This is a genomic window from Brevibacterium sp. 239c, from assembly GCF_900169365.1.
In the GTDB taxonomy this organism is placed as follows: domain Bacteria; phylum Actinomycetota; class Actinomycetes; order Actinomycetales; family Brevibacteriaceae; genus Brevibacterium.
On the sequence record NZ_FXZH01000014.1, the window covers coordinates 101,474 to 126,437 of the forward strand.

At 61.3% G+C, this 24,964-nt stretch carries 25 protein-coding genes; 11 read left to right on the forward strand and 14 right to left on the reverse strand.

Going from position 1 to position 24,964, the window contains the following annotated elements:
• Positions 1–29: 29 nt before the first annotated feature.
• The gene (locus BSP239C_RS13555) at positions 30–254 is read right to left on the reverse strand and encodes a hypothetical protein (protein WP_101573751.1); all 225 of its coding nucleotides are present in this window, start codon (positions 252–254) and stop codon (positions 30–32) included.
• Between the two features lie 181 nt (positions 255–435).
• Here BSP239C_RS13555 and BSP239C_RS13560 point away from each other — a divergent pair, with 181 nt between their 5' ends.
• The 8 genes from BSP239C_RS13560 (at position 436) to crtI (ending at position 8,506) form a co-directional block, all read left to right on the forward strand.
• The gene (locus BSP239C_RS13560; protein ID WP_101573753.1) at positions 436–795 is read left to right on the forward strand and encodes a hypothetical protein; all 360 of its coding nucleotides are present in this window, start codon (positions 436–438) and stop codon (positions 793–795) included.
• Between the two features lie 311 nt (positions 796–1,106).
• Entirely contained in the window at positions 1,107–1,646 is a 540-nt protein-coding gene (locus BSP239C_RS21160; protein ID WP_226841972.1) for an FAD-dependent oxidoreductase, read from the forward strand.
• Positions 1,633–1,965 (forward strand): hypothetical protein, encoded by a 333-nt coding sequence (locus tag BSP239C_RS21165; protein ID WP_257930207.1) that lies wholly within the window; start codon positions 1,633–1,635, stop codon positions 1,963–1,965. The genes BSP239C_RS21160 and BSP239C_RS21165 overlap by 14 nt, the downstream gene beginning before the upstream one ends.
• Before the next feature lie 167 nt (positions 1,966–2,132).
• Entirely contained in the window at positions 2,133–3,413 is a 1,281-nt protein-coding gene (locus BSP239C_RS13570; protein ID WP_101573755.1) for an ATP-binding protein, read from the forward strand.
• A gap of 217 nt (positions 3,414–3,630) precedes the next feature.
• The gene (locus tag BSP239C_RS13575; protein WP_145997455.1) at positions 3,631–3,951 is read left to right on the forward strand and encodes a hypothetical protein; all 321 of its coding nucleotides are present in this window, start codon (positions 3,631–3,633) and stop codon (positions 3,949–3,951) included.
• A 516-nt stretch (positions 3,952–4,467) separates the two neighbouring features.
• Positions 4,468–5,976: an SDR family oxidoreductase gene (locus BSP239C_RS13585; RefSeq protein ID WP_101573760.1), complete on the forward strand. Its 1,509-nt coding sequence runs from the start codon at positions 4,468–4,470 to the stop codon at positions 5,974–5,976.
• Positions 5,977–6,017: 41 nt separating this feature from the next.
• The gene (locus BSP239C_RS13590) at positions 6,018–6,914 is read left to right on the forward strand and encodes a squalene/phytoene synthase family protein (RefSeq protein ID WP_101573762.1); all 897 of its coding nucleotides are present in this window, start codon (positions 6,018–6,020) and stop codon (positions 6,912–6,914) included.
• Positions 6,911–8,506 carry a phytoene desaturase family protein gene (gene crtI, locus BSP239C_RS13595; RefSeq protein ID WP_101573764.1) on the forward strand — a complete coding sequence of 532 codons (1,596 nt, stop codon included), beginning with the start codon at positions 6,911–6,913 and terminating at the stop codon, positions 8,504–8,506. The genes BSP239C_RS13590 and crtI overlap by 4 nt, the downstream gene beginning before the upstream one ends.
• Here crtI and BSP239C_RS13600 read toward each other — a convergent pair.
• The 3 genes from BSP239C_RS13600 to BSP239C_RS13610 form a co-directional block, all read right to left on the reverse strand.
• Positions 8,490–9,077 (reverse strand): YdhK family protein, encoded by a 588-nt coding sequence (locus BSP239C_RS13600; RefSeq protein WP_101573766.1) that lies wholly within the window; start codon positions 9,075–9,077, stop codon positions 8,490–8,492. The two genes, crtI and BSP239C_RS13600, sit on opposite strands and share 17 nt — an antisense overlap.
• Before the next feature lie 87 nt (positions 9,078–9,164).
• A complete protein-coding gene (locus tag BSP239C_RS13605) occupies positions 9,165–11,315 on the reverse strand; it encodes a heavy metal translocating P-type ATPase (RefSeq protein ID WP_101573768.1) in 2,151 nt (716 codons plus the stop codon).
• 27 nt (positions 11,316–11,342) lie between these two features.
• The gene (locus tag BSP239C_RS13610; protein WP_101573770.1) at positions 11,343–11,711 is read right to left on the reverse strand and encodes a metal-sensitive transcriptional regulator; all 369 of its coding nucleotides are present in this window, start codon (positions 11,709–11,711) and stop codon (positions 11,343–11,345) included.
• Between the two features lie 137 nt (positions 11,712–11,848).
• Here BSP239C_RS13610 and BSP239C_RS13615 point away from each other — a divergent pair, with 137 nt between their 5' ends.
• Positions 11,849–12,427, forward strand: coding sequence for a CueP family metal-binding protein (locus BSP239C_RS13615; protein WP_180959035.1), 579 nt, complete (start codon positions 11,849–11,851; stop codon positions 12,425–12,427).
• A gap of 36 nt (positions 12,428–12,463) precedes the next feature.
• Here the strand turns inward: BSP239C_RS13615 and BSP239C_RS13620 are convergent, their stop codons facing one another.
• Genes BSP239C_RS13620 through idi form a run of 9 tightly spaced genes read right to left on the reverse strand, consistent with a single transcriptional unit; the run spans position 12,464 to position 20,496 of the window.
• On the reverse strand, positions 12,464–13,276 hold the full coding sequence (locus BSP239C_RS13620; protein ID WP_145997456.1) for an NAD(P)-binding domain-containing protein: 813 nt from the start codon (positions 13,274–13,276) through the stop codon (positions 12,464–12,466).
• A 21-nt stretch (positions 13,277–13,297) separates the two neighbouring features.
• Positions 13,298–14,803, reverse strand: a complete 1,506-nt coding sequence (locus BSP239C_RS13625; RefSeq protein WP_101573774.1) for a deoxyribodipyrimidine photo-lyase — start codon at positions 14,801–14,803, stop codon at positions 13,298–13,300.
• A complete protein-coding gene (locus BSP239C_RS13630) occupies positions 14,803–15,321 on the reverse strand; it encodes a TspO/MBR family protein (RefSeq protein WP_101573799.1) in 519 nt (172 codons plus the stop codon). Before BSP239C_RS13630 ends, BSP239C_RS13625 begins: the two co-directional genes overlap by 1 nt.
• Before the next feature lie 46 nt (positions 15,322–15,367).
• Positions 15,368–16,945 (reverse strand): FAD-dependent oxidoreductase, encoded by a 1,578-nt coding sequence (locus BSP239C_RS13635; protein ID WP_101573776.1) that lies wholly within the window; start codon positions 16,943–16,945, stop codon positions 15,368–15,370.
• The gene (locus tag BSP239C_RS13640) at positions 16,942–17,265 is read right to left on the reverse strand and encodes a lycopene cyclase domain-containing protein (protein ID WP_101573778.1); all 324 of its coding nucleotides are present in this window, start codon (positions 17,263–17,265) and stop codon (positions 16,942–16,944) included. The genes BSP239C_RS13635 and BSP239C_RS13640 overlap by 4 nt, the downstream gene beginning before the upstream one ends.
• Positions 17,255–17,608 carry a lycopene beta-cyclase subunit alpha gene (crtYc, locus tag BSP239C_RS13645; protein WP_101573780.1) on the reverse strand — a complete coding sequence of 118 codons (354 nt, stop codon included), beginning with the start codon at positions 17,606–17,608 and terminating at the stop codon, positions 17,255–17,257. The genes BSP239C_RS13640 and crtYc overlap by 11 nt, the downstream gene beginning before the upstream one ends.
• On the reverse strand, positions 17,605–18,885 hold the full coding sequence (locus BSP239C_RS13650) for a cytochrome P450 (RefSeq protein WP_257930208.1): 1,281 nt from the start codon (positions 18,883–18,885) through the stop codon (positions 17,605–17,607). Before BSP239C_RS13650 ends, crtYc begins: the two co-directional genes overlap by 4 nt.
• 11 nt (positions 18,886–18,896) lie before the next feature.
• Entirely contained in the window at positions 18,897–19,961 is a 1,065-nt protein-coding gene (locus BSP239C_RS13655; RefSeq protein WP_101573782.1) for a polyprenyl synthetase family protein, read from the reverse strand.
• Positions 19,954–20,496: an isopentenyl-diphosphate Delta-isomerase gene (gene idi / locus BSP239C_RS13660; RefSeq protein WP_101573784.1), complete on the reverse strand. Its 543-nt coding sequence runs from the start codon at positions 20,494–20,496 to the stop codon at positions 19,954–19,956. Before idi ends, BSP239C_RS13655 begins: the two co-directional genes overlap by 8 nt.
• Positions 20,497–20,569: 73 nt before the next feature.
• Here idi and BSP239C_RS13665 point away from each other — a divergent pair, with 73 nt between their 5' ends.
• On the forward strand, positions 20,570–21,124 hold the full coding sequence (locus BSP239C_RS13665; RefSeq protein ID WP_257930209.1) for a MarR family winged helix-turn-helix transcriptional regulator: 555 nt from the start codon (positions 20,570–20,572) through the stop codon (positions 21,122–21,124).
• Between the two features lie 76 nt (positions 21,125–21,200).
• Here the strand turns inward: BSP239C_RS13665 and BSP239C_RS13670 are convergent, their stop codons facing one another.
• Positions 21,201–22,034 carry a Ku protein gene (locus tag BSP239C_RS13670; protein ID WP_101573786.1) on the reverse strand — a complete coding sequence of 278 codons (834 nt, stop codon included), beginning with the start codon at positions 22,032–22,034 and terminating at the stop codon, positions 21,201–21,203.
• A gap of 171 nt (positions 22,035–22,205) precedes the next feature.
• Here BSP239C_RS13670 and BSP239C_RS13675 point away from each other — a divergent pair, with 171 nt between their 5' ends.
• Positions 22,206–24,782, forward strand: coding sequence for an ATP-dependent DNA ligase (locus BSP239C_RS13675; protein WP_101573788.1), 2,577 nt, complete (start codon positions 22,206–22,208; stop codon positions 24,780–24,782).
• Positions 24,783–24,964 lie beyond the last annotated feature (182 nt).

Sequence of the window (24,964 nt, forward strand, 5' to 3'; positions counted from 1 at the left end):
TTCAAGGGTGCGCAGCACTGCGTTGGCCGTTACTGGAACTGTCCGATGTTGATGGAGCCGATGAGGTTCATCAGATCTCCCAGATCGACGAGTGGTCCCTCGATCAGTGAGCTGGAGGTCTCGGTCGAGGTCGCCTGTGGATTCTCAGCCGCCGAGGCTGCACCCGGAGCGGTGAAGAGTCCGACGGTCACGGTCAGGGCTGCGATTGTGGCACCGAAGATGGTCCGGGTGCGTGTGTGCTTCATGGTCGTCATTCGTGTTCCTTTCCTGGCGGTGGAAGCAGAAGTCGTCTGCAACGGGCAATCACGTCTGATTCGGAGGGCTGTTGCGACTGGATTGCTCGAGGGGGAACTATTTTGGAAGTGAGGCTGAGGCAATTGGGCGCAGGAGCCCATCCGGTTCACAATCACTCACGGCGGGCGCATAATAGAACGTATGACCGAATATAAGAGGCCGGAGTGGCTCAGCAGGTATCAGGACTTCAAGTCGCTGTGCTCCGACGTGTCGGGGGAGTACATCCGCTTCTATCTCACCACTGGCTGCGAGCAGATCAGCTACACGCATTCGCAGAACACGGACGGGCTGCCGAACTACTCATGCCGCCTCACGGCAGCCGACGGCACGGTGCTGGTGCTGCCACTCGACGATTGGCGCGACCGAATGGAGGAGGTATCCGGCCTGGTGCGCACCTGGCTGGACGAGCATTCGGACCTCAAGGGCTGCAAACCCTCCAAGTCCCATTACCAAGGCGACAGGTACTGGTTCGAGCAGTGGCAGCTGGCGAATCCCTGGTGATGGGGTGACGTAGAGACGCCTCCCAGCTTGGGCCGGTTGCCGAGTACATCGTTTTCGCTCAATCAAGGCATCTCGCCAAGACCCACGAACACGTTCTGTGCTCCGGTAGCCGCAATCACTGTCAGCGAATCCAGGGCGGGACGCGCAGAACTCACACCGCTGACGGCTCATCAGGTTCTGCAGGGGAAACACGTAGATTTTTCGTGCTCTTTCGGCTGGAATCCAGACACTGAAATGGATGAGTTCCGGACCTGGAACGGCCTACTTAAAGCTGATCACACACAGTCGTCGCAGTTGAGGCCGCGACCTGGATGGCCGCACTGGGTGCACGAGTGCGAATGCTCGTTCGCGGTGGTGGCCTTCTGGCCGGTCACGAACCGTTCGCGGGCCAGCATGTCACCGAGGCGCTTGAAAGAGCAGGGGTCAGAGTCGATCTGAGAGCCGAGGTCACCGACCGCAGCCGGAAACGGGCCGCAGACACTGGCCTCGGTCGTATCCATGGCGGTGAAATCACGATCCGGACCAACAGTCCGGACGGGGCATCCATGTTCGAGGCTGACGAGATCCTCGTGGCGACAGGGCGACAACCACGCCTCGACGGTCTCGGACTGGAGAGCCTTGGGCTGACCAGCGAGGATATCGCAGCGGGACGCTTACCTGATTGGCTGTGTGCCGTCGGGGATGCCAGCGTAGAGGCGCCGCTGACCCACTGGGGCCAATATCGTGCCCGCGTCCTCGGCGCACAGATCAGGGCCCGAGCTCTCGGCGAAGAAGCCGAGGAGATCCAGGAGTATGTGCCGGCCCCCAGGTCGTCTACAGCGATCCGCAGTCGCCTCGGTGGGACTGACTGAAGCTGAGGCCCGCAAGGACGGCTGCGAGGTTGCGGTCTCTCAACTGCCCTTCACCTGCAGCGCCAGCACTTCATTGCTGCGCGATGATGCCGAGGGAAACGCACAGAGTGTCGTCGACGCTCGTACCGGCCGGCTCCTCGGAGCCGCCTTCGGCGGCCCGGAGGCCGCAGAACTGATCCACCCGGCGACGGTGGCGATCGTCGAGGTACCTGTTCATGTTCTGCGGCATGCGGTTCCGAGCTTACCGGCGGCCTTGGAACTGTGGCTGCCGCTGTTGGAGGGACTCCCTCGGAAAATGCGGTTGCCCATCCCCGAGTGACGACTCCCATCCCCTGAGTCCGCTGCTTCCCTTTGCGCAAATCTGATCAACCGTCCTTTGACGGATTTGACAGTTCGGCGAAACTGTTCAATAAGTGACAGCGAAACTGTGCACTTCAGTTCGGCGAAACTGTTCAATAAGTGACGGCGAAACTGTAATCTTGGTCCATGGAGTATCAACCACGAATCCTTGACGGTGTCATTTCAGACGCTCTGAAGAGGTTCCCTGCCATAGCTGTGGACGGTCCGAAGGCTGTGGGGAAATCTGCGACCGCATCACGGCTGGCCGGATCTGTATTCAGGCTAGATAATCCGGAAGAACTATCAATCCTTCGCGCTGACCGTGGTCGAGCCAGCTCAGCTGCTCGTCCAGTTCTCTTAGACGAGTGGCAGTACGACCCGCCGATTTGGGACCACGTCCGTCGAGAAGTCGATCATGACCGTGCTCCGGGGCGCTTTCTGTTGACCGGCAGCGCGAATACCAATGAAACACAGATCCATACCGGTGCGGGCCGTATCGTTCGGCTCCGTATGTACCCGATGTCTCTAGAGGAACGTCTCCTAGACGAACCATCAGTCAGCCTCCGCCGCATCCTCGCTGACACCGGCGACGATATCGAGGGAACAACTAGCGTGTCGCTCGACTCGTACGTGCGCGAGATCGTGTCTTCAGGCTTCCCTGCCCTCCGCAACGGCTCCTCGTCAACAATTGCGGACGAGCTGGATGCCTATCTCACTTATGCGTTACAGAGAGAGGTTCCTGCACTCGGTTCACAATTCAGACGGCCGCAGGCTCTGCTTGCATGGCTTCGTGCATACGCTGCAGCGACCTCGACGACTGCAAGTTTCGAATCCATCGCTGCAGCGGTTTCAAAGGAGAGCCGCCCAAGCCGCGCGACTATAGGAGATTTCAGAGAAGCGCTCAGCCAATTGTGGCTGCTTGATGAAATACCCGCTTGGATACCTGAGGGAGGGGAACTGAACAAGCTGGGAAATAAGCCGAAACATCAGCTCGCAGATCCAGCTCTTGCTGCTCGGCTCCTCCGCGCGACGCCGGAGTCGCTTCTCGGAAACCGAACACGGGCCGACACCAGCCGCAACTATCGGAGCTTGAAGAATGGCCCACTCCTCGGATCCCTCTTCGAGTCTCTCGTCACCTTATGCATTCGGTGTTATATCCCAGCATTCGGCCATCAGGTAGGTCACCTGAGAACGCACTCCGGAGACCACGAAATCGACTTGATTGTTGAAAAGCCGGATGGTCGTGTGGTTGCAATAGAAATCAAGCTCGCCTCAGAAATCGATGATTCCGACGTTCGCCACCTCAACTGGCTGCACCAGAAGATTGGTGATGAGCTCGTCGACAAAATCATTGTGACATCCGGAAAATTCGCCTATCGCAGACAGGACGGAGTAGCTGTAGTTCCTCTGGCGCTTCTGGGCTCATAGCTGGAATCTGACTGCCCAACACCCTGCATCAGTCCCCTCGTCGTTTTCCTCGGTTGCCGGTTACCCAGGCGCTGAGAGTCACGCTGGCCCAGCCGATGCCTACGCCAGCAATGCTGGGGTGCCTCAGTTTGGTATCTGCCTCGCGATGTCTGCAAGAACGTCGTCGCTGTCCATGACGGTAACGACGGTTCTGTCCTCGCCATGAAGTCTATTGATGGTGCCAAGATCAAGGCCGGCGCCGACATCGTCGCCTCACCCCCACGCGATCGGGTTCGGTCGACTGATCTTCCGATTCGGTGCAGACGACAAGCCAGTCGAGGAAGCCCCCGATTTCAGTCCCCTCGCAATTCCCGCCCAGACTGCCTATGGCGATTGCGGCCGCGACATCGTCACACTCGCGGGCGAGACCAAACCACTCGTCACCAACACGGCACTTCCATGGGCGGCCCCGGAGAACCGGATCATCGTCGCCTCGAACTCCATCATCTACTCACTCGACCCAGAAGAAGAAGCAGCTCAGGAAGAAGGCGACAAGTAATGCGTACTCTCACCACGGTCCTCGCCAGTCTGTTCCTCGTCCTCGGACTCGCCACAGGAGCATCCGATGCAACCAGAACCCCTGCCCGATGCGCCACAGCTAGAAGCCGGACGCGGAGAGTTTCTTTGCTCAGTCCGAGCTCGTTCGCGACGCGGGCGGTTGCCCGTTCGCGGTGTCGGGGTCGGCTTGAGCATGGATCACGAGTTCGACGGCACGAGTCTTGAGCTCGTCGGTGTATTTAACTGGCACGAGGCTTCCGGTCGCGTTTGGCGACCTGTCGCGATGACCTCGTTGAGAACAGCGCTCTTGTTCTTCTTCGAGGCTTTCTTGTACTGCCTGGCGTATTTCGTGGTGGGCTCTGTTCGAGTCGCCATCGACCGGTCACTCCCCATGGTGTCCGAGGGTCCACCCTTTCGCGGGTAAAAATATATGAGGCATGGCGGGTGGCATCCGGACTGTTTATCTGAGTCTCGTCGATCACTAGCCAAGCTAGCGAATTATACTTATGGTGACAGCGTGGAACAATCTCACCCTGAAGCCATCGAGCCATCACGCCACCCCCGCACGGTCCTGGTGCTCGGAGCCACCGGTTACATCGGGGGACGCCTCGTCCCTCGCCTATTGCAGGCCGGCCACCGTGTTCGCGTCGCCGTGAGATCACCGCACAAACTCGAACAGGTGCCTTGGGCCGATGACGTCGACATCCATCGCGTCGACCTCGACGATGGGGACGGCCTCGTCGAGGCTGCCACCGGAGCCGAGATCATCCACCACCTCGTCCACTCGATGGGATCGGGGCACGACTTCGAAGACAGGGAAGCCGCAACCGCCAGACGGGTAGCCGAAACAGCAGAAGCCGCAGGCGTCCGACGCATCGTCTACCTCGGAGGACTCCACCCCGACAAGGCGGACCTGTCCATGCACATGCGCTCGCGAGCAGAGGTCGGCCGGATTCTCATCGACTCGTCTGTGCCCACTGTCGCGTTCCAGGCAGGCATCATCATCGGATCTGGATCGGCCTCCTTCGAGATGGTTCGTCACCTCGCCCTGACTTTGCGGTTGATGCCGGCGCCGAGGTGGGTCACCAATCACGTTGAACCACTGGCGGTCCGTGATGTGCTCTACTACCTCCTCAGGGCCGTCGACATCGACGGTGACGTCAACCGTGCCTTCGACATCGGGTCCCATGATGTTCTCAAGTATGCCGAGATCATGAAGACGTTCGCCGCGATCGCCGGACTCAAGCCCCGGCACGTCCTCACGTTACCTCTGCCCGCACCCACACTGTCCGGGATCTGGGTTGGCCTCGTTACCCCGCTGCCGTTCACGCTGACCCTGCCGCTCGTCCAGTCACTGCAAGAGGATGCTGTCACCAAAGACCGCGATGTCGACTCTGTCATATCGCCACCACCGGACGGTCTGCTCAACTATGAGCAGTCCGTGCGCTTAGCGCTGCAGCGCGAGGCTGAAGGGGCCGTCGATACTAATTGGGATGCCGATGCGGGGGAGCTTGCCCAGGCAGCGAAACCTCTGCCCAACGATCCCGAATGGGCAGGAGAGCGAGTATTCACCGATGACCGGACACTGCGCTTTCCAGGGCTGACGCCTGAGCAGCTGTGGCCAGTCATCGAAGGCATCGGCGGACGAAATGGCTGGTATTCATGGCCACTCGCATGGAAGGTGCGAGGTGTGTGGGACAAGCTCGTCGGTGGCGTTGGACTCAATCGTGGGCGACGCCTGCCGGACCGTCTGCGTGTCGGTGACCCTGTCGATTGGTGGCGGGTCGAGGAGCTGGACCCCGAGCATCGTCTGCTCCTTCGTGCCGAAATGCGGGTGTCAGGCAGTGCATGGCTCGAATTCACCACCACCGAGGCTGGTCGTGGCTGCGATTTCAGGCAGCGAGCGGTCTTCATTCCGAAAGGCATCCGAGGGCGACTCTATTGGGGGTTCGTCTCGCCTTTCCATCGGCTCATCTTTCCTGCCATGGCGAAGAATATCGCCGGAGCGGCGGAAAAATCTCGGTGAAAGCGAGGCCAACCACATAATCGTTAGCTAAGCTAACGAATATGTTCTCACAGACGCACGAGGTGTTCAGTCGGACGGCTCAGCAGGCAGCCAACGCCGTCATCTCGAACTATTCGACGTCTTTCGCACTGGCCACCAGACTTCTCGGTTCCAACCACCGTCACCACATTCGCAACATCTACGCTCTCGTCAGAATCGCCGATGAGATCGTCGATGGGCTTGCCTCCGACGCCGGACTCGAAACGAAAGAGCAGTACGAACTGCTCGATGGCTTCGCGAACGCAACCCGCAGCGCCCTGAGATTCGGCATCAGCGACAACCTGATCATCCACGCATTCGCTCAGACCGCCAGGACGACCGGAATCGCTGGTGATCTCATCGAACCGTTCTTCGCTTCGATGCGAGCAGATGTGAGTACGCTCAGCGAACCCCCCTCATCCGTGCGCAGCTTCGGCCCGGACGAACATCGGGACTACGTCTACGGCTCCGCAGAGGTGGTGGGCCTCATGTGCCTCAAAGTCTTCCTCTGTGCTCAGAATCGCACGCCCGCTGAAACCGAGCAGCTGGAATTCGGTGCGCGACAACTCGGAGCGGCGTTTCAGAACGTGAATTTCCTCCGCGACCTCGCCGACGACAGTCTGAGACTGCGCCGCAGCTATCTCACCGCCGACAGTCGACTCACGGACGCCGACAAAACCGTGTGGGTGATCAGGATTCGACGACAGCTCGCACATGCTCAGGCCACTTTCTCGCTTCTGCCGAAAGATGCCAGAACAGCGGTGAGAAGCGCCGCAGCCCTCTTCTCCGCTCTGAACGAGAGGATTGCTGTCACTCCCGTCGAACGTCTTTATCAAGAACGAGTGCGCATCCCCAACGTGGTGAAAGCAAGGCTGGCTTCGAAGGCCATCGTCGTCACGGCGAGGGAGAGGCGACCATGACACAGCGCATCGGCGTCATCGGCGGAGGGGCAGCGGGACTGGCCACTGCGGCACTGTTGGCCCGCGAGGGGCACACGGTCGACCTCTTCGAGCAGAATTCGACTCTCGGCGGCCGTATCGGTTCGATCGAGCGGGACGGTTATCGGTTCGACACCGGACCGTCCTGGTACCTGATGCCGGAGGTCTACGAACATTTCTTCAATCTTGTCGGGACCTCTGCGAGCGCCGAACTGGATCTGCGGCCCCTCGACCCGGCCTACACCGTATTCAGCCCCGCCACGACATCCTCACAAGCGCAGACGATCACGATTCCGCAGGGCAAAGCCCAGGTCCTCGAGGTCTTCGAGCGCACCGAGCGGGGCAGCGGTCGTTCTCTGAGCCGATATCTGGCATCGGCCAACCGCACCAGGAAGATGGCGATCGACTACTTTCTCTATAATCTCTTCACCTCACCGATGTCGATGCTTCGGCCAGAGGTCATGACCGCGCTTCCGACTCTGGTTCGTCTGCTCGGCACATCTCTTGAGCGCTTCTCCTCCACCTCGGTGAAGCATCCTGTGCTGAGGCAGATCCTCCAATACCCGGCGATCTTCCTCGGCACGGACCCACGGAGAGCGCCGGCGATCTACCACCTGATGAGTGCCTTGGACCTGTGCGACGGGGTCCAGTACCCGATGGGAGGATTCAGGACCATCGCCGATGCATTGACCCGCATCGTCGAAAGATCCGGAGTCTGCGTACACACCGATGCGGCCGTCACACACATCTCTGCCGCACCACAAGGCAGCGGACGCCGAAAAGCCACCGGCCTCGTCTGGACGGATCACGAGGGCCGGAATCACGAACACCGTTGTGACACCGTCGTCTCAGCCGCTGATCTCCACCATACGGAGACTCAGCTCCTGGACTCTGTCGATCGGAGCTTCCCTGAAAGCTGGTGGGAGAGGGTGACGAGTGGGCCGGGCGCTATTCTGGTCTTTCTCGGAATCGAGGGTGAGGTCCCGCAGCTTCCGCATCACTCACTCTTCTTCACCGACGACTGGTCGACTAACTTCGACGACATCTTCGGCCCTCGACCGAAGATCTCCTCCCCGGCATCGGCCTATGTGTGCAAACCCAGCCACACCGATCCCAGTGTGGCACCACCTGATCACGAGAATCTCTTCATCCTCATCCCTGTGCCGGCTGATGCCGGAATGGGCGCCGGGGGCCGCGACGGGCAGGGAGATCCACGCATCGAACGTGCAGCGGATCGAGCCATTGAGCAGATTGCCCGTTGGGCCGATATCCCTGATTTGAGAGAACGGATCAGATTTCGACAGACTCAGGGACCGACGGACTTCTCCAGCAACTTCAATTCGTGGCTCGGGGGGATGCTCGGGCCAGCCCATACGCTGCGACAGAGTGCGATGTTCCGCCAGCAGAATGTCTCCAAAAACGTGGAGGGGCTCTACTATGCAGGTGCGACGACCGCTCCCGGTGTCGGTGTGCCGATGTGTCTGATCAGCGCCGAACTGGTGCTCAAACGCATCCGAGGTGACTCGAGTCCGGGGCCGCTGCCCGTCGGCAACGGGTCTACTCGGCTGGCTTGATTTCGTCTTCGACAACCCACTTATGGTTTGTCATCGTCATCTCGTCCGTGTCGACATCGACCATGTAGACAGTTTCATCGGTCGAGCTTGCGATCGTTGCCTCTGCGCCCTTCATTCCTGGCATATGGTCGGCTTCGAGCTTCACCTCAGAGCCGTCCTTCAGGGGTGCTTTCCCGGGGTTGTCGAGTTCCTCATGAACAACCCACTTGTGATCCTTCACCGGGTCGCCGCCATCGGTTGGGGTGTAGCTGACCGAATAGGTCGTGGTGTCGAAGGCGCCTGAAATCGTCGCCTCTGCACTCTTCATCTCTGGCATATGGTCGGCCGTGAGTTTGACCTCATCACCGACGGCGTACTTCGGATCGGACGCCTTCTTGATGCCCGCTGGCGGATCGCCGCCATCAGCGGCGTGCTCATGGCTGTCGCCATGCCCCTCACCGGATGACGACTCGGACTGGTCCTGAGAGTGTTGACCCGCTTCGTCTTCTCCGGAACTGGCACACCCGGACAATGCCAGGGCTGTCGCGGCTGCGATCGCAGCGATTGTCGTCAACGGTGTGGTCTTCTTCATGTTTCTCCTTCTTTTCCGGACCCACAGGCCCTACGGTGCACCGACGTTCGGATCGGTGATTTATGGGGCGACGATCCCGCCGACCTTTCAGACAGTTGCATCTTCCTCGGGCAGGGCTGCGAGCGTGGCTGGGTCGAGATCGACTCGGCGCAGCAGCTGGGCGTTGAGTGCGACGACGATCGTCGACAGCGACATCAGGATTGCCCCGACTGCAGGGGACAAGACGAACCCGATCGGTGCGAGGACACCAGCTGCGAGAGGAACGGCGAGAACGTTGTAGCCGGTAGCCCAGGCCAGGTTCTGCAGCATCTTGCGATAGCTGGCCCGCGAGAGGTCGATCATCGACAGCACGGCACGGGGGTCATTTCCAGCGAGGACAACTCCCGCTGATTCCATCGCCACATCCGTGCCGGCACCGATGGCGATGCCGACCTCAGCTCGTGCCAGGGCCGGGGCATCATTGACGCCATCTCCGACCATAGCCACAGCATGTCCACGACTCTGAAGCTCAGCGACCTTGGTGTCCTTGTCCTGCGGGAGGACGTCGGCAAAGACCTCGTCGATCCCCAGATCCGCGGCCACTGCGTCAGCGACTTGACGAGCGTCGCCGGTGATCATGGCAACAGCTACACCTCGACTGTGCAGGGCCTCCACTGCTGCCTGTGATTCCGGCCGAACCCGATCTTCCAGAGCCAGAGCCCCGATGATCTGTCCGTCGGAGACCACATGCAGGATGCTGGCTCCGCGATCGACCCATTCGTGAGTCCTGGCGGCAATATCAGCTGGTGGGTCGAGGTTGAGCTCACGCAGCATATTGGGTCCTCCGACAGTGATCTCTGCGCCGTCGACGACTGCGCGCACCCCTCGTCCGGTGGCAGACCTGAACTCAGAGCCGACCAAGGCCATCGCCGAAGCTTCCTTGTGCTCACTGGCAGCCGTCACGATTGCCCGTGCCACGGGGTGTTCACTATCAGCTTCGGCCGCGGCGGCGATGGCCAGCAGCTTCCCGTCTGTGATGTCCGCTGCGGTTGCGATGTCGGTGACTGCGTGAGCGCCCTCGGTGAGGGTGCCTGTCTTGTCGAAGAGGACGACATTGACCGTGCGCATCCGCTCCAGAGCAATGCGGTTCTTGATCAGTACTCCGGCCTTTGCGGCTCGCTCAGTGGAGATCGCGATGACGAGAGGAATTGCCAGGCCCAATGCATGTGGGCAGGCGATGACGAGGACAGTCACAGTACGGATCACTGCATCATCGGGTTGGCCGATGAGGAACCAGGCAAGGAAGGTGATGATGCCTGCGCCCAGCGCGAACCAGAACAGCCAGGCCGCGGCCCGGTCAGCCAGTGCTTGTGCCCGGGATGAGGATTGCTGGGCTTCGGCGACCAGGCGTTGGATGCCGGCCAGTGCGGTGTCCTCGCCGATGGCTTCGACCGAGACTTGCACGGAGTTGTCTGTTGCGACGGTGCCAGCGACCACATGATCCCCGCTTGCGCGGGTGACGGTCTTCGATTCGCCGGTGATCATGGATTCGTCGAACTCTGCCGTACCGTCGACGATGCTGCCATCGGCCGGTACTCGTGCCCCGGACCGCACGAGAACGATGTCTCCGGCCGTGAGCTCACTGATCGGCACGGTCACGGTTCCGTCGTCGGTGACCTTGTCTGCCTCGTCTGGGATCAGATCGGCAAGAGCATCGAGTGCACCAGATGCCGCGCCCAAGGCACGCATCTCCATCCAGTGGCCCAACAGCATGATGACAACGAGCAGGCCCAGTTCCCACCAGAAGTCGAGCATGAACCCGCCGATACCTAGGCTGGTGATCCATGAAGCCACGAACGCGACGGTGATGGCCATGGCGATGAGCAGCATCATGCCCGGTTGGCGCGACTTCAGTTCCGACCATCCGCCGGTGAGGAATGGCATGCCGCCATAGAAATAGATGACGGTGCCCAATATTGGGGCAATCCAGTCGGCTCCCGGGAACTCCGGTGTCGTGTACCCGAGCAGGCTGGCAAACATGGGGCTGAAGAATACGACCGGGATCGACAGTGCCAGGCTCAGCCAGAACTTGTTCTTGAACATGGCCGCGTGATCACCGTGACCGCCGTGGCCGGCATGATCACTGTAGCCGCTGTGGTCGCCATGGCCGCTGTGCTGGCTGTGTGAGTCGTGGTCCTGGGTGCTGAGCGAGTTGTGGTCGTGGTGCTCGTCCGACACATGGGGATGTGGGCTGCTCATGATGTCCTCCTGCTTCTTGTCTGTGGGTTAGCTGCGCATCAGTCGGCTGATGGCTTCAGAGACTTCGTCGAGCTTGGAATCGGTTTCGGCTCCGCCGTCCTTGACTGCGTCGACGACGCAGCTGCGCATGTGGTCGTCGAGAAGTCCTCGAGCTACGTTGCGCAGCGCTGATTGGATTGCTGAGACCTGGGTGAGGATGTCGATGCAATACTGCTCTTCATCGACCATCCGCTCGATTCCCCGAACCTGCCCCTCGATGCGTGCCAGCCGTCGTTGATATCGGCCTTTGTCACGGATGTATCCGTGCTCGTGACCAGCAGCATGGCAATAGGAATCCGCGCCAGCTTCATTTGTCTGAGCGGCGGTGGCGTCGTTTGGCTCGCAGTTCTCACTCATGTTGCTCCTCCACAATTGAATACCGGGGGTAGGTATCTGGCGCCGAGCATATACCCATCAGGGGTATAGTTGTCAACGGCGATCAAGCCTGTCCGCTGTTTGTGGTGGGCAACACGAATGCGATGCGAGGAGATGGATTGAAACGACGTGGAATTGCCATCGCGGCCCTCACGCTGCTGTTGGCTGGCTGCACAACTGGAGGCTCAGATTCGGGACCCGATGTCGAGCAGGTCTCGTCGGAGGAATTCCTCTCTGACCATGGGCTGTCAGGGATGGATGCTGTTGAAGCAATCGATCATCTCGATCAGCTGGACGTAGCCGATCGGCCAGGCGATCTGATGGCCTCGGTCTATCCTGATGAACTCGTATTGGCTGGAGAGGCGCAGGAAGTGACACTCGACTTGCCGGCAGATAAGACGTATGTGTCGATTGCCCCGTTTGTGAACACCACTCACGACTGCTTCTATCACAGCCTGACCACCTGCCTGGGAGAGCTCAACAATAAGAAGATCGATGTCCAGATCACCGACAAGGCCGCCGGCGACATCGTGGTCGATGAAACAGCCACGACCTTCGACAACGGTTTCGTCGGGTTCTGGGTGCCAAGCGATATCAAGGGAACCATCGAGGTCGGCTACGACGGCAAGTCCGGTTCTGCCGACTTCTCCACAACCGATGAGGGCGCAACCTGCATCACTGATCTCCAGCTGACTTAACCGGTGGAGCCGGTTATCCAGATCAGCTTTGTCCGTTCACTTCGTGGAACGCAGCTCATGCGAGTATCCCTCGCGAAACGTGGGGAACTCCAGCGATCCGAGGAGGTCTTGGAACCGAGTGTTCTTGATTCGTCGCCCTGCTTCAGGCTCGTCCTCCAGATCCGGTGGAGCCGAGATGTCCAGAGCGGAGGCCAGAAATTCGACGACCTCGCCCAGCTGGACCGGACACGAGTCCGCAGCATGCAACAGCTGCGGCGGGTCTGGGGTGAACAGGAGGGCTTCCAGGCCTCGGATGAGATCGCGGTAGTGAACGCGATTCGTCCATCGGCGGTAGTTCACTGCTCGGCCCGACCGAACTCCCTTGATGAGCGGCGAATCCTCGCGACCATAGATCCCGGCGGCCCGAACGATCGCAGCGGATGGGTACGTGGCACGAATGAGCTCTTCGGTGTCCCAGAGAGTGCGGGCAGGGCCCGACTCGGGTTTGGGCACGGTCTCCTCATCCGTGCTCTCCCCGGGTGCTGCGGCGCCGAGAACCCGAGTCGAGGACACGAGAATTACCCGCTTGGGGCGAGAGCCCAGGATGCTGATCAGACCTTCGACTCCGCGGCGATACGTCTGCTCATAGCTTGCATCGGAATAGTCATCGGGAGTCAGCGTGATCACCACTGCATCAACGCCTTCGATGGTGATGGTGCCGGGGTTGCCAAGGTCAACGTACAACTTTTCGAATGAGTCGGGAAGCTCTTCTGGGTGTCGGCGCAGGCCGATGACCTCCTGGCCGCTGTCCACGAGCCTCAGGCCCAAGCGGGTTCCCAGGTCACCGCATCCTGCTAGAAGCACCCTCATGTTCTCAACCGCCTTCGCGTCTTAGTCTTCTGCGGACTTTTGCCCCGCGGGCTCTGGCCCTGCAGACTCTGGCCCTGCGGGCTCGGCTCCTGCAGACATGTTCTTCATCCGATCGTAGGCACCCAGCGCGGCGTGACGTGAATCTGCAAGGTCAACGATGTGAGTCGGCGATGCGTCAGTCGAATAAGGGAGCCAGTCGTCGATATAGGCGCCGTCAGGGTCGAAACGTTCGCGTTGTCGTTCGGGATTGAAGACACGGAAATAGGGAGCGGCGTCGGCACCGCTGCCGGCGACCCACTGCCAGGAGACAGGGTTGTTGGCTTCATCGGCGTCGACGAGGGTGTCCCAGAACCATTGCTCGCCGGACCACCAGTGTTGGAGGAGGTTCTTGGTGAGGAAGCTCGCTGTGACCATGCGGACCCGGTTGTGCATCCACCCGGTCTCCCACAGCTGTGCCATTCCTGCATCGATGAGTGGGTAGCCGGTGGTTCCGGACCTCCAGCGGGCCAGCGCCTCATCGTCGTCTTCGTAGGGGAAGTGTCGGAACTCGTCTCTGATCGGTGTGTAGTCGATGTCGGGGTAGTGGTAGGTCAGATGCCAGGAGAATTCGCGCCAATAGAGCTGACGGATCCAGGCTGCGCGATCATCTGCGGAAACGGATGTTGTCGTCTGGGCGGCGTGGAGAAGTTGCCGCGGTGACAGTTCTCCGAACCGCAGCCTCGGCGAGAGTCGAGATGTGCTCGTCGCGTCCGAGGGCACATCCCTGGTGGTGCTGTAGCCATCGATGCCCGCGCCCAGATCCTCAAGCTGGCTGGCAGCGGCCCGGAGGCCCGGCGACCAGTGGCGGGCGACGGTGTTCTGCCACCACCGTGGGCCCCCGGCCGCAGCGAAATCTCCTGAACCGGACCCGGTGCCGTCGAGGAGTCCCAGGCCGTCGAGGTCGGTCACGGCTGAGCAGGCTCGTGCCGATTCCAGCAGAGCCGGGTCTAGTTGTGTTTGTGGTTCCGGCGTCGGCAGCACGTCACCGACTTCGCGTCCTGACACGGCCTTCCAGAACGGGGTGAAGACTTTGTAATGGTCACCACCCTGAGGGGCGGCCGTCCAAGGCTCGACGAGGAGGGACCCGATGTGGGAATGGACCGCGATGCCCTGATTGCTCAACGCAGTCTTGATCTGGCTGTCGAGCGCTCGGGACGCAGGAGCATAACGACGCGACCAGCGAACCGCATCTACGCCGAGGCGACTGGCCAGCTGCGGAATGATCCCAGCCGCCTCTCCCGCGGCGAAGAGCAGAGGAATGCTCAGCTCAGAGAGCTCCTGGTGGAGGACGGCCAGTGACTCGTGTGCCCACCACCGGCTTGCCCCGCCCAGCGGTCTGGGCCCCAGGCCCTCATCATCGCGGGCCTCACGGATCCACACGGCGATGACGCGGCCATCGGCACGCGCGGCCGTCAGCGCGGCGTGATCGCGCACGCGCAGATCATCACGAAACCACACCAAGGTGAGGCTCTCGTCGGCAGCGGCCATCAGGCGCTCTTCGTTCGGGTGAGTGCCAGGCACCGGTTCGTCTCGCTCGGATTGAGACGGAGGATCTCCGCGTTGAGGACAGTCGCGAATCCTACCCAGGCCGCGTATGGTGCGAGCGCGACGGCCGACACCCGATCGACCGTGGCAGCCTTCTTCAGCAGCCTCAGCGTCGACGCTTCCAACACGGCCGACGCAAGGAGAGAGGCGTCCGGGCGACGGGCGGAGAAGAACAGCCAACTCCATGCCACATTGACTGCCATGTTGACACCCAACTCACCCAGATATGCCCGCCGGTCGTGACTGTTCGGCAGGCGGTTCAGCGCTCGCCCCGAGGCGAATGCTGTCAATGAGTACAGAGTTGTCCACGCGGGTCCGAAGACCTTGCCCGGTGGTTGCCAGGCGGGCTTCTTCAGATTCGTGTACCAGGCGGAGTCGACTTTCGTCCCGAGTGCTCCAAGCGTCGCCGCTCCCGCGCACACCGCGGACGGAATGATGAAGCGTTTCCAATCGGCGGTCATGAGATCCTCTCTGTGATTCGCAGTGATGTTCGTGAGAAATAGGCGGTCATCGGTGTCTCCTCGAGAGGCTCCGTGCGCCACGTCTCAGCAGTCCCAGGGCCCCGCGCCTCAGCAGTCCGCGAGTCGGTGGTGACCACAGCGCGGTCCCCTCGACCCTCCACGAGGCGAGGAGATGATTAGCCGCCATGTAACCGGTCGTCGTGGCACGCTCCATAAGTGCCACAGGTAAGTCGCAGCGCACATAGTCACCGGCGACGACCAGACCCGGAATCGGGGTGGCAGCTTCGGGCCGCTCATCCCAGGGGCGGGTGTCCGTCAACGCGCAGTCTGCTTCGATGAGCAGCTCTTGGTCGACGATGGGCAGATGCGCGGTTTCGGGGTAGACCTGATGCAGGTCAGAGAGCAGACGGGTCACGATGCTCGCCCTGTCCCCCTCAGAAGGATCAGCGTCGATGTCGAGCGCGTAGGCGTGAAGTTCCAGAACCGAACCGTTGTGGGATTGCGCCCACTGCTTGGCCCCTTCCTCGAAGCGTTCGAGCACCGAGACATTGTCGAGGACGTCATATCCGCTGGTGCCCAAAAACTCCGGCCGATGGTCAGCCACGGGTGCACCGAGCCAGAGGCGCAGCACAGCGAAAGCGGGTGCGTTGGTCAGCGAGTCGATGTTCTCCAGCCATCCTTGCGCGGCTGGAGCGGTGCGTACGAGCGAGTCGCGGCTGACTTTCAGCAGCTCACGAGCTCGCGCGGGATCGGCCGCGAGGACAACTGCATCGCTGTGGACTTCCTGGCCGTCGGTCGACGCCATCCAACCCGACGAGGTGGATTCAAACGAGGTCACCGTCTCCCCGGTGCGGATCTGCACACCGATTTCGGTGAGATATTCGGCCAGTGGTGCCCAGAGAGCGGTGTCGTAGTCATCGACGGGGACATCGAAGAGCAGGCCCTCTGCCGACCCGGCGAAGTAGGTGTGGAACATGGCGATGAGCTCACCGGCGGAGAAATCTTGCGGATCGGCGAAGAAGGAGCGTGCGAACACCTCAAGAGCCAAATGTCGGGCTTCGTCGGGGAAGCGCAGCCGGTCGAGGAAGTCGGCCGCGGACTCACCGTCGTAACGTCGATAGGTGGCGGGAAACTCGACGTCGATGAGTTCAACCGCAGCCGGGATGTCGACGTCGAGGAGCCGGCGGAGGGGAAACGTCGGACTCTGCCAGACGAACCCGAGGAGATTGAACGGTGGAGTCCGGGGGATCGAGGCGAAGGTGTCCGTGGAGCCTCGGCGATGGAGGAGGGGGTAGTCGTCGACGGGCTGCAGGCGGTGAAGCTCGGGATCTGCCCGACTGAGCAGATCCCGAAGGTTGTAGTACTGCCGAAAAAATGCGTGGAATCCTCGGCTCATGGTCCGATCGTCCCCTACCGGCCATGCACTCACACGCCCGCCGAGGTGGTCGTTCTTCTCGATCACCGTGACCTTGACGCCGTGTTCGGCCAGGATCGCAGCCGCTGCCAGTCCGGCGATGCCGGCTCCGATGACGGTGACCCGTTTGGGCCTGAGCGGCCGCGAACGTCCCTGCGGTGCCGGGATGTTCTGCGCACATCGGTCTCTCGGCCGTGGTCCAGGTGTCATTCGGTGCCTTTCTGCGAACGATTGAGCTGCCATTGCCACACCATGAGCACAGAGGTGATCATGGCGAATCCGAATCCGAAGTCTTCGATCGGGATGTCCCAGGGGAAGCGCACATTCAGGAGGTGTGACGGGGTGTAGATGACGATGGGATCGCTCAATTTGGTCAGCCAGCCGTCGACCAGGCATTGGAATCCCAGACAGATGGCGAGCGCGGCCCAGTACTTCGCCCGTCGGAAGATCCCGCTGCGAAAGACGAAGGCTTCGAGCCCGATGACGACCAGCATTCCGAGGATCGTCATCAGCGTGTATTCAGGCACCATCGTTGCCTTCCTTCCTGCTCGTGGCCTTCTTTGTGAAGAAGTTGAGCACGGTGCCCACTGCTTCGTAGCTGAGCAGGGCGCAGATGGGGATGACGATGAAGAAGACGATCTCTTCCAACGGCAGGTTACCGAGGTGGATGCCGGTGACGAACTGCTTGTTGTACGTCCAATGGTCCCGAGCGATCGCGATGATGTCCCAGAGGGAGAAGACGAGGATGACCGGGATGAGAGATCCGAGGAGAAGCTTCCAGCGGCGATAGACTCGGGCGGAGAACAGCAGTTCGAGGGGAAGCGTGATCAGCAGGCAGGCTCCCATCAGCAGCAGGTACTCGTAGGCGCTCATAACGTCATTCTCGCAGCGGTGTGGTGCGAAGCCGACGATTGCGAGTCGCTGCGTTCGTGCTGAGGGGCGGACCGAACAGTTGCTGCTGGACGCGACCTTTCCATCAGGCTCAGGTCCATGCCGCGCAGACGGTACCCCTCGATGAGGTTGTCCCAGCTGATTTCGGGTTGCCGGAGGAGGCGTGGGCCGATGGCCAGGAGCTTGTGGACAAGGGCATCGGTTTCGTAGAGAGCCAGTGGCTGGCCGGGGCACGCGTGGGCTCCGTCGCTGAAGCTCAGCCCCGTCGCGGCCTTCCCCCGTCCGAGATCGCGCCCGGGGATGTTCGTCTCCGGGGCGGTTCCCATCGCGTGTGGGTCGGTGTTGGTCTGTCTCACACACACGTCGATCAGGTCGCCTGCGGAGATGGTGTGGGGGCATCCGTTGTCCGAGACCTCGATATCGGCTTGCGCTCGACGGTAGAGGTGGCCGACGACAGGGTCGAGGCGGATGATCTCCTCCAGGATCTTCAGACGGGTGGGCTGTGAGGACTCGGTGTAGCGACGGCCCAGCTCTTCGTCCGTCAGCAGGTGCCAACACGCCATGGTGATGAATTCGCGAGTCGTCACCATGCCGGCGGTGCCGTAGGTCATGCACTCGACGAGGATGTCGGCGGTGCTGTAGCCGGCGGAGAGCAGATGCGAGAGCACATCGTCGCGGCGTCGGCTGCGCCGGGAGCGGATCGCCGGTTGCACATCGTGAACGTAGAACCGTCCGATGGGCAAGAGGCCGTTGACGGCCGCCTGGGCCCACTGGCGACGGGTTCGGCCCATCGCAGGAGCGGCGAGGTCGACAGGCGGCTGTCGAAAGAACCCGACGAGACGCTTGGCCATCGCATCGGTGGAGGACTCGGTCAGCCCCACGATCTCGGCGGTGACTTCGACCGAATAGTTCAGAGCCGCCTCGTCGAGGCGAAGCCCGCCGTTTGCGACGGCGCGGTCGACGAGGGCTTGAGCGCGCTCGTTGATGAATTCTCCGTACTTCGCAGACATCACCGCGGGGGCGAAGTAGCGAGCGACCTCTTTGCGCTGAGAATCGTGATCGTCACCGTCAGAGATCAGTATGGGGTGTTTCCGAAAGTACCCGCGCGGGATCTTCTCTGCGGTGAATCCTGCCTGAGTGGTCCGATGACGCGCACGCAGCACGGTTGTGGCTGCCTCGTAGGAGCGGATCCTCCACATGTTTCCATCGTGCTCGACGCGAGGTTCGGTCTCGTCGTGTGCTCCCACTGCTTTTCGCATGCTCACCGAGTTCATGCGATGCGCGAGCTGCAGTCGGAGGTCAGTTGGATCAGCTGGCGGCTCAGCGCCGGCGGCAGGGCTGCATCGGAGATGAGTCGATACAGGTCCTCGCAGCGCTGAGTGATTATTGATTCGACGAACACGAGAGCACCTGATTCCTCGATGATTGTCCGCAGCCGATCACCATCGGCATTGCTCAGCGTCCTATCCCCGAAGAGAGGGCGGACCTCGGGCCAAGACGGATCGGAGCGAGCGAACGTGATCAAGAGAGTCTCCTTGCCTTCACGGAGGTCACTGACATTGGATTTCCCGGTCTTCCGTTCATCGCCGAACAGTCCGAGGACGTCGTCGCGCAGCTGGTAGACCACACCGATCTGTGCAGCGATGGTGGCCAGTTCGGCGGTCTGGGTGCTGCTTGCCCCGGCCAGAACAGCCGCGATGAGCAGGGGAGCCTGAAACGAGTACACGGCCGTCTTCTGCCCGGCCATCTCGAGGACCTCCTGGGGCCGCGCTTCTTCCAGCTGCAGGCTCAACCACACATCTGAGTGTTCGCCAGCGGCACTCTGGATCAGCGTGTCATCGAAGATGTCGAGGATGGCCCGGCGTCTGGCGTCGTCGACATCGAGCCGAGCCAGCAGAGAGTGGGCGAGGGTGAGCATGAGGTCACCGCCCAGCAGTGCTGTTGCGTCTCCCCAGACTTGAGCCTCACGCGGGCCGGCGCCGCGGTGCATCGCGGCGGAGGTGAACTCTCCGGAGATGTTCGCCTCTCCACGACGGACGGTGTCGTTGTCGATGACATCGTCATGGATGACGAGTGCGATGTGCAATAGCTGCATGGCACATGCCGCGTCGACGGCGGCTGCCTGGTCACGTCCGCCCAGGCCGCGATGGGCGTCCAGGAGCAGGCGTGGTCGGATCAGCTTTCCTCCCGTGGCCATGTGTGTGAGTGAGTCCCAGAGCTGTCCGTACTGTGCGGAGAATGTGCGAGAACGGCGCCGTCCCTCCGTCAGCACCTGTGAGAGCCGGTCCTGGAACGAGAACGCGATGTCTTCGAGTGGGGTGATCGAATCAGTCATTGAGTCCCACCTTCGCGATGTGCTCCGCGATATGCGGTGCAAGTTCAGGGAAGTGCTCAACCAGCCACGGGCTGAATGCCCATGGTGCGGAGTTGATCGCCGCTGTCAGATCCGCGGCCGTCGTCCACTGAGTCTGGGACACCTCGGCGGGATTCGGCGTCATCGACGATGTGGCCCGGGCGATGAAGACCGGGCAGTGTTCGTTCTCTTCGATTCCGGAGGCATCACGGGCGACGTAGGCGAAGTCGGGGATGGCGCAGGTGATGCGATCGATGCTCAGTCCGAGCTCGAATTCCGAGCGGCGGCGGACGGCGGCCTTAAGCGTTTCGCCAGGCCCGGGATGGCCGCAGAAAGAATTCGTCCACACTCCCGGCCACGTCTTCTTCGTCAGTGCGCGCCGAGTGACGAGAAGGCGACCGTGCCCGTCGACGACATGGCATGAGAAGGCCAGATGTCGTGGAGTGGACGGGCCATGGACTTCGGCCTTGTCCTGCACACCGATGGGATCTCCGGTGCGGTCGACGAGAACAACCATTTCCACTGTTCAAACCCACTTTCGTTAGCCAGGCGAGAGATTTAATCCAGTGTAGCAACGGTATGCTGTCATCGTGTCGAGCGTAGAGCGAAGAATCCACCCGGATTCAGAATTGCAGTACTTTTCGAACGAGCCCGAATTCTTCGATCGTTCTCAGCTGACGCAGCCCGAAATCACGCAGTGCATGTCCGTCATGGAGGCGCTGCGCCACTGGCGGGAAGCCGATCGGGCGCTGGCGGAGGCATCCAGGCGGTATATGCGCCTCAATGAGAGTGACATGCGCGCCATTCGGATGCTCATGCAAGCGCAGAAGCAGGGCCAGATCATCACTCCCCGGGACATTGCCCATGAAGTGGGGATCTCCAGTGCGTCGACGACAAAGCTCATCGACCGCCTCGTCGCGGCAGGCCACCTGACTCGTGCCCCGCATCCCAAGGATCAGCGGACGCTCTGCATCTATGTGACACCACAGACTGCGCAGGCGGCACGTGAGACCGTCGGCCGCCAACATGCGCGTCGCTTTGCCGCCGCAGCCAACATGAGCAGCGACGAGCGCGAGGTCGTCATCCGGTTTCTCACGGCACTGACCGAAGCCGACGAACCGCAGGGAGATCTGGCTGGGCAGTGACCTGGCGGGACAGTGGCGGGAGCTGAACGAGCTGAAGAAAGAGGCTTCGCAGGGCGTTCCCCCGTGTGGCTTCGTGTTATCCGGACTTCTTCGTTCCGGATCCATTTGAGCCTTTCTTCTTCGAACGTGAACTGTCCACGGACTTCTGCAGAGCCTCCATCAGGTCGATCACGTCGCCACCGGGCTCTTCATCCTCTTCCTCGTCGGGGAAGGCCTTCTCCAGGTCGAGGGTCTCTCCCTTGTCGATCTTCGCGTCGATGAGCTTGCGCAGTTCATCCTGGTAGTCGTCATTGAACTCCTCAGGCGTGAACTCCTCCGAATACGATTCGACGAGTTTGGCTGACATCTCCAATTCCTTTTTGGAGATCTTCGCCTGGGAGTTCACTCCCTTGAAGTCGACGTCGCGGATCTCATCGGCCCACCGCAGCGTCTGGATCATGAGCACCTTTCCGCTGACTCGCAGGATCGCCAGTCGGGTGCGGGTGCGCAGAGTGATCTTCACGATTGCCCTGCGGTCGGTGTCCTCAAGGGTCTGGCGCAGCAGCAGATAAGCCTTCGGAGTCTTCGATGTCGGCTCCAAGAAGTACGACTTCTCCAACATGATCGGGTCGATCTGATCGTTGGGCACGAACTGGAGGACGTCAAGGTCGTCATTCTCATCGGCGGGCAGGGCCTCGAAATCGTCTTTCGTGAGAATCACGCGGTTGTCGCCGTCGTCGTAGGCCTTGACCATGTCGTCGAACTCAACGACTTTCCCGCACTCCTGACAACGGTGCTGATTGCGGATGCGTCCGCCGTCCTTCTCATGCACCTGGTGCATATTGACATCGTGGCTCTCGGTGGCCGAGTACAGCTTCACCGGCACGTTGACGAGACCAAACGCAATCGATCCGGTCCAAATGGCTCTCATCCCTCCATTGAAACTCAGTCTCAGCACCTTGGCTACCCCCGTCGACTGGCCCTGCTGGCCCGTCCGACCTGGAAGGGCTCCAGCGCCGAGGTGGTCCTGGCCTCGCTCTCGCCCGTGCCCCCTCGTGCACTCTGCTGTCAGCGGGTAGCGTACAGACCACAGGAGGTGTCTATGCCACGCCAGGAACAGAAAGTCACCGTCGACGGGCATCGGTTGACGTTGACTAATCTCGACAAGGTCTTCTATCCGGAGACGGGTACAACCAAGGGCGAGGTGCTCGACTACTACGCTCGCATTCACGAGCACCTGATCCGGCACGCCCATGACCGCATTGCCACCCGCAAACGTTGGGTCGACGGTGTCGGCACACCGCAGAAACCTGGAGACGTGTTCTTCGAGAAGAACCTCCCCGACTCCGCGCCATCGTGGATCACTTCCCGTTCCATCCGTCATTCCACCGGATCCAAAAGGTACCCGCTGGTCCAGGACCGCGCGACATTGACCTACCTGGCGCAGATGGCCTCACTCGAAATCCACATCCCGCAATGGCAGGTCGCGAAGGGGGCATCTGACCCCGGCACCATCGAGTCGACGACACGGCATCCTGACCGTATGGTCTTCGACCTCGACCCCGGGCCAGGACGCGAACTGGCCGACTGCATCGAGGTCGCACAGCTGGTCAGGGAGCTGCTGACCGGGATGGGTCTCGACGCCTACCCGGTGACCAGCGGCTCCAAGGGGATCCATCTCTATGCGCCGCTCGATGGATCAGCCTCAAGCCAACAGATCTCCGACGTCGCCCACGAGCTGGCGCGCAGCCTCGAATCCGATCACAAAGACCTCGTCGTCTCAGCCATGAAGAAGACGCTGCGAGAGAACAAGGTGCTCATCGACTGGTCCCAGAACTCAGCGGCGAAGACGACAGTGGCCCCCTATTCTCTGCGCGGTCGGTTCACCCCCACAGTGGCGACACCGCGGACCTGGAACGAACTCGACGACGCACCCGCTGTCGAGCAGCTGCGCTTCGAGGAGGTCCTTGAGCGGATCGACAACCACGGAGATCTGCTCGAACCGTTGGCGAAGATTGCCGGCGATTCAGCAAATCCGGCCCCCACCTCGGCGGGAGCCGCACCCGCTTCGACGAAAGGAACGTCGAGTTCATCGAAGGCCCCGCGCGACCGCCTGGACATCTACCGGTCCAAGCGTGACCCGAAGCACACCAGCGAACCGGTGCCTGACAGCCACGGAACCAGCGGGGACGAGCTCTCCTTCGTCATCCAGGAACATCACGCCAGCACCCTGCACTGGGACTTCCGACTCGAACACGACGGCGTGCTGGTCTCGTGGGCACTGCCGAAAGGACCGCCCACCGATCCGAAGCACAACCATCTGGCCATCCAGACCGAGGACCACCCGCTCGAATACGGAAGCTTCGAAGGCACGATCGAGAAGGGACAGTACGGTGCGGGCGAGGTCACGATCTGGGACTCCGGGACCTACGAACTCGAGAAGTGGAAGGAGGGTCGCGAGATCATCGCTGTCCTCCATGGGGCCGAAGACGGCGGGCTAGGGGGAGAACGACGATTCGCACTGTTCAACACCGGCGAGCACGGGCCGAACAAGGAACCCGAGAAGAACTGGATGATCCACCTGACCAAAGACTCATCCACGAACTCATCCAAGAACTCGCCGAGGCGGGGCAAACCTTCGACTGAGCACACCGATTCCAAGCGAAACGGACACACAGGCCCCGAACGCACCGGTTCCACAGATGCGCAGCCCACTGACATGGCACCGATGCTGGCCAGTATCGGAAGCCTTCACTCCGTTCGCCGACAGGCCGAGGACTGGGCATTCGAAATGAAGTGGGACGGCATCCGTGCGCTCGCCGCCGTGCGCGCCGGCACCGATGATTCGTCCGGGCCGATCGCGCTGACCAGCCGCAATGGTCACGATCTGACGAAGGCCTACCCCGAACTCATCGAGCTCGCCGACTGCGTGGACGCTGATTGCATCCTTGACGCAGAGATCGTCGCACTGGGCCCGGGCAGTCGCCCCGACTTCGGGCGGCTGCAACGCAGGATGGGGCTGACGCGTGAGAGCGACATTGAACGTGAACGTGAGCGCACACCGGTGTATCTCATGGTATTCGATGTGTTGAACGTTGATGGCGCTTCATTGCTGAAGACTCCGTATCTCGAACGGCGTGAACGTCTCTTCGACATGGTCACCGAGGGTGAGCACATCCATGTGCCTGCGGCCTTCGAAGGAACCGTCGACAAGGCGATGGAGGCCAGTCGCGAACTCCACCTCGAAGGAGTCATGGCGAAGCAGACCGACAGCACCTATCTGCCGGGCAGACGAACCCACACCTGGGCCAAACTCAAACACACCTCCACTCGCGACGTGATCATCGTCGGGTGGCGCACCGGCAAAGGGGAGCGTTCCGAGACCTTCTCTTCGCTGCTGCTGGCAGCCCACGAGAAGGACGGTCTGGTCTATCTGGGTCGTGTGGGCACCGGCTTCGACGACCACCAGCTGCAGGCGCTGCGGGCACAGCTCGATCGCCTGAGCCGGAAGACACCTTCCCTGGATGTTCCTGCCGCCGAGTCACGTGATGCGAACTGGGTGCGGCCCAGCCTCGTCGGTGAGGTCCGATACGGAGGCATCACCGAGGCTGGTCGTCTGCGTCATCCCGTATGGCGCGGACTCCGGGGCGACATCGACCCGGAGGAGGTCACCGCCTGAATCAGGAGGGGGTCGAGCATGTTCTCCCCGCAGGCCACCGCGGTCACAACGGGGGCCTGTTGCCTCATTGCAATACCTCCGGGAAAGAAACATCGTTGCCTCAGATGAAAACCTCCGGCAACACCGAGTCGTTGCCTCAAATAGGAACCTCCGGAAGGGTCACCCGTTGTTCCAGGCTCGGT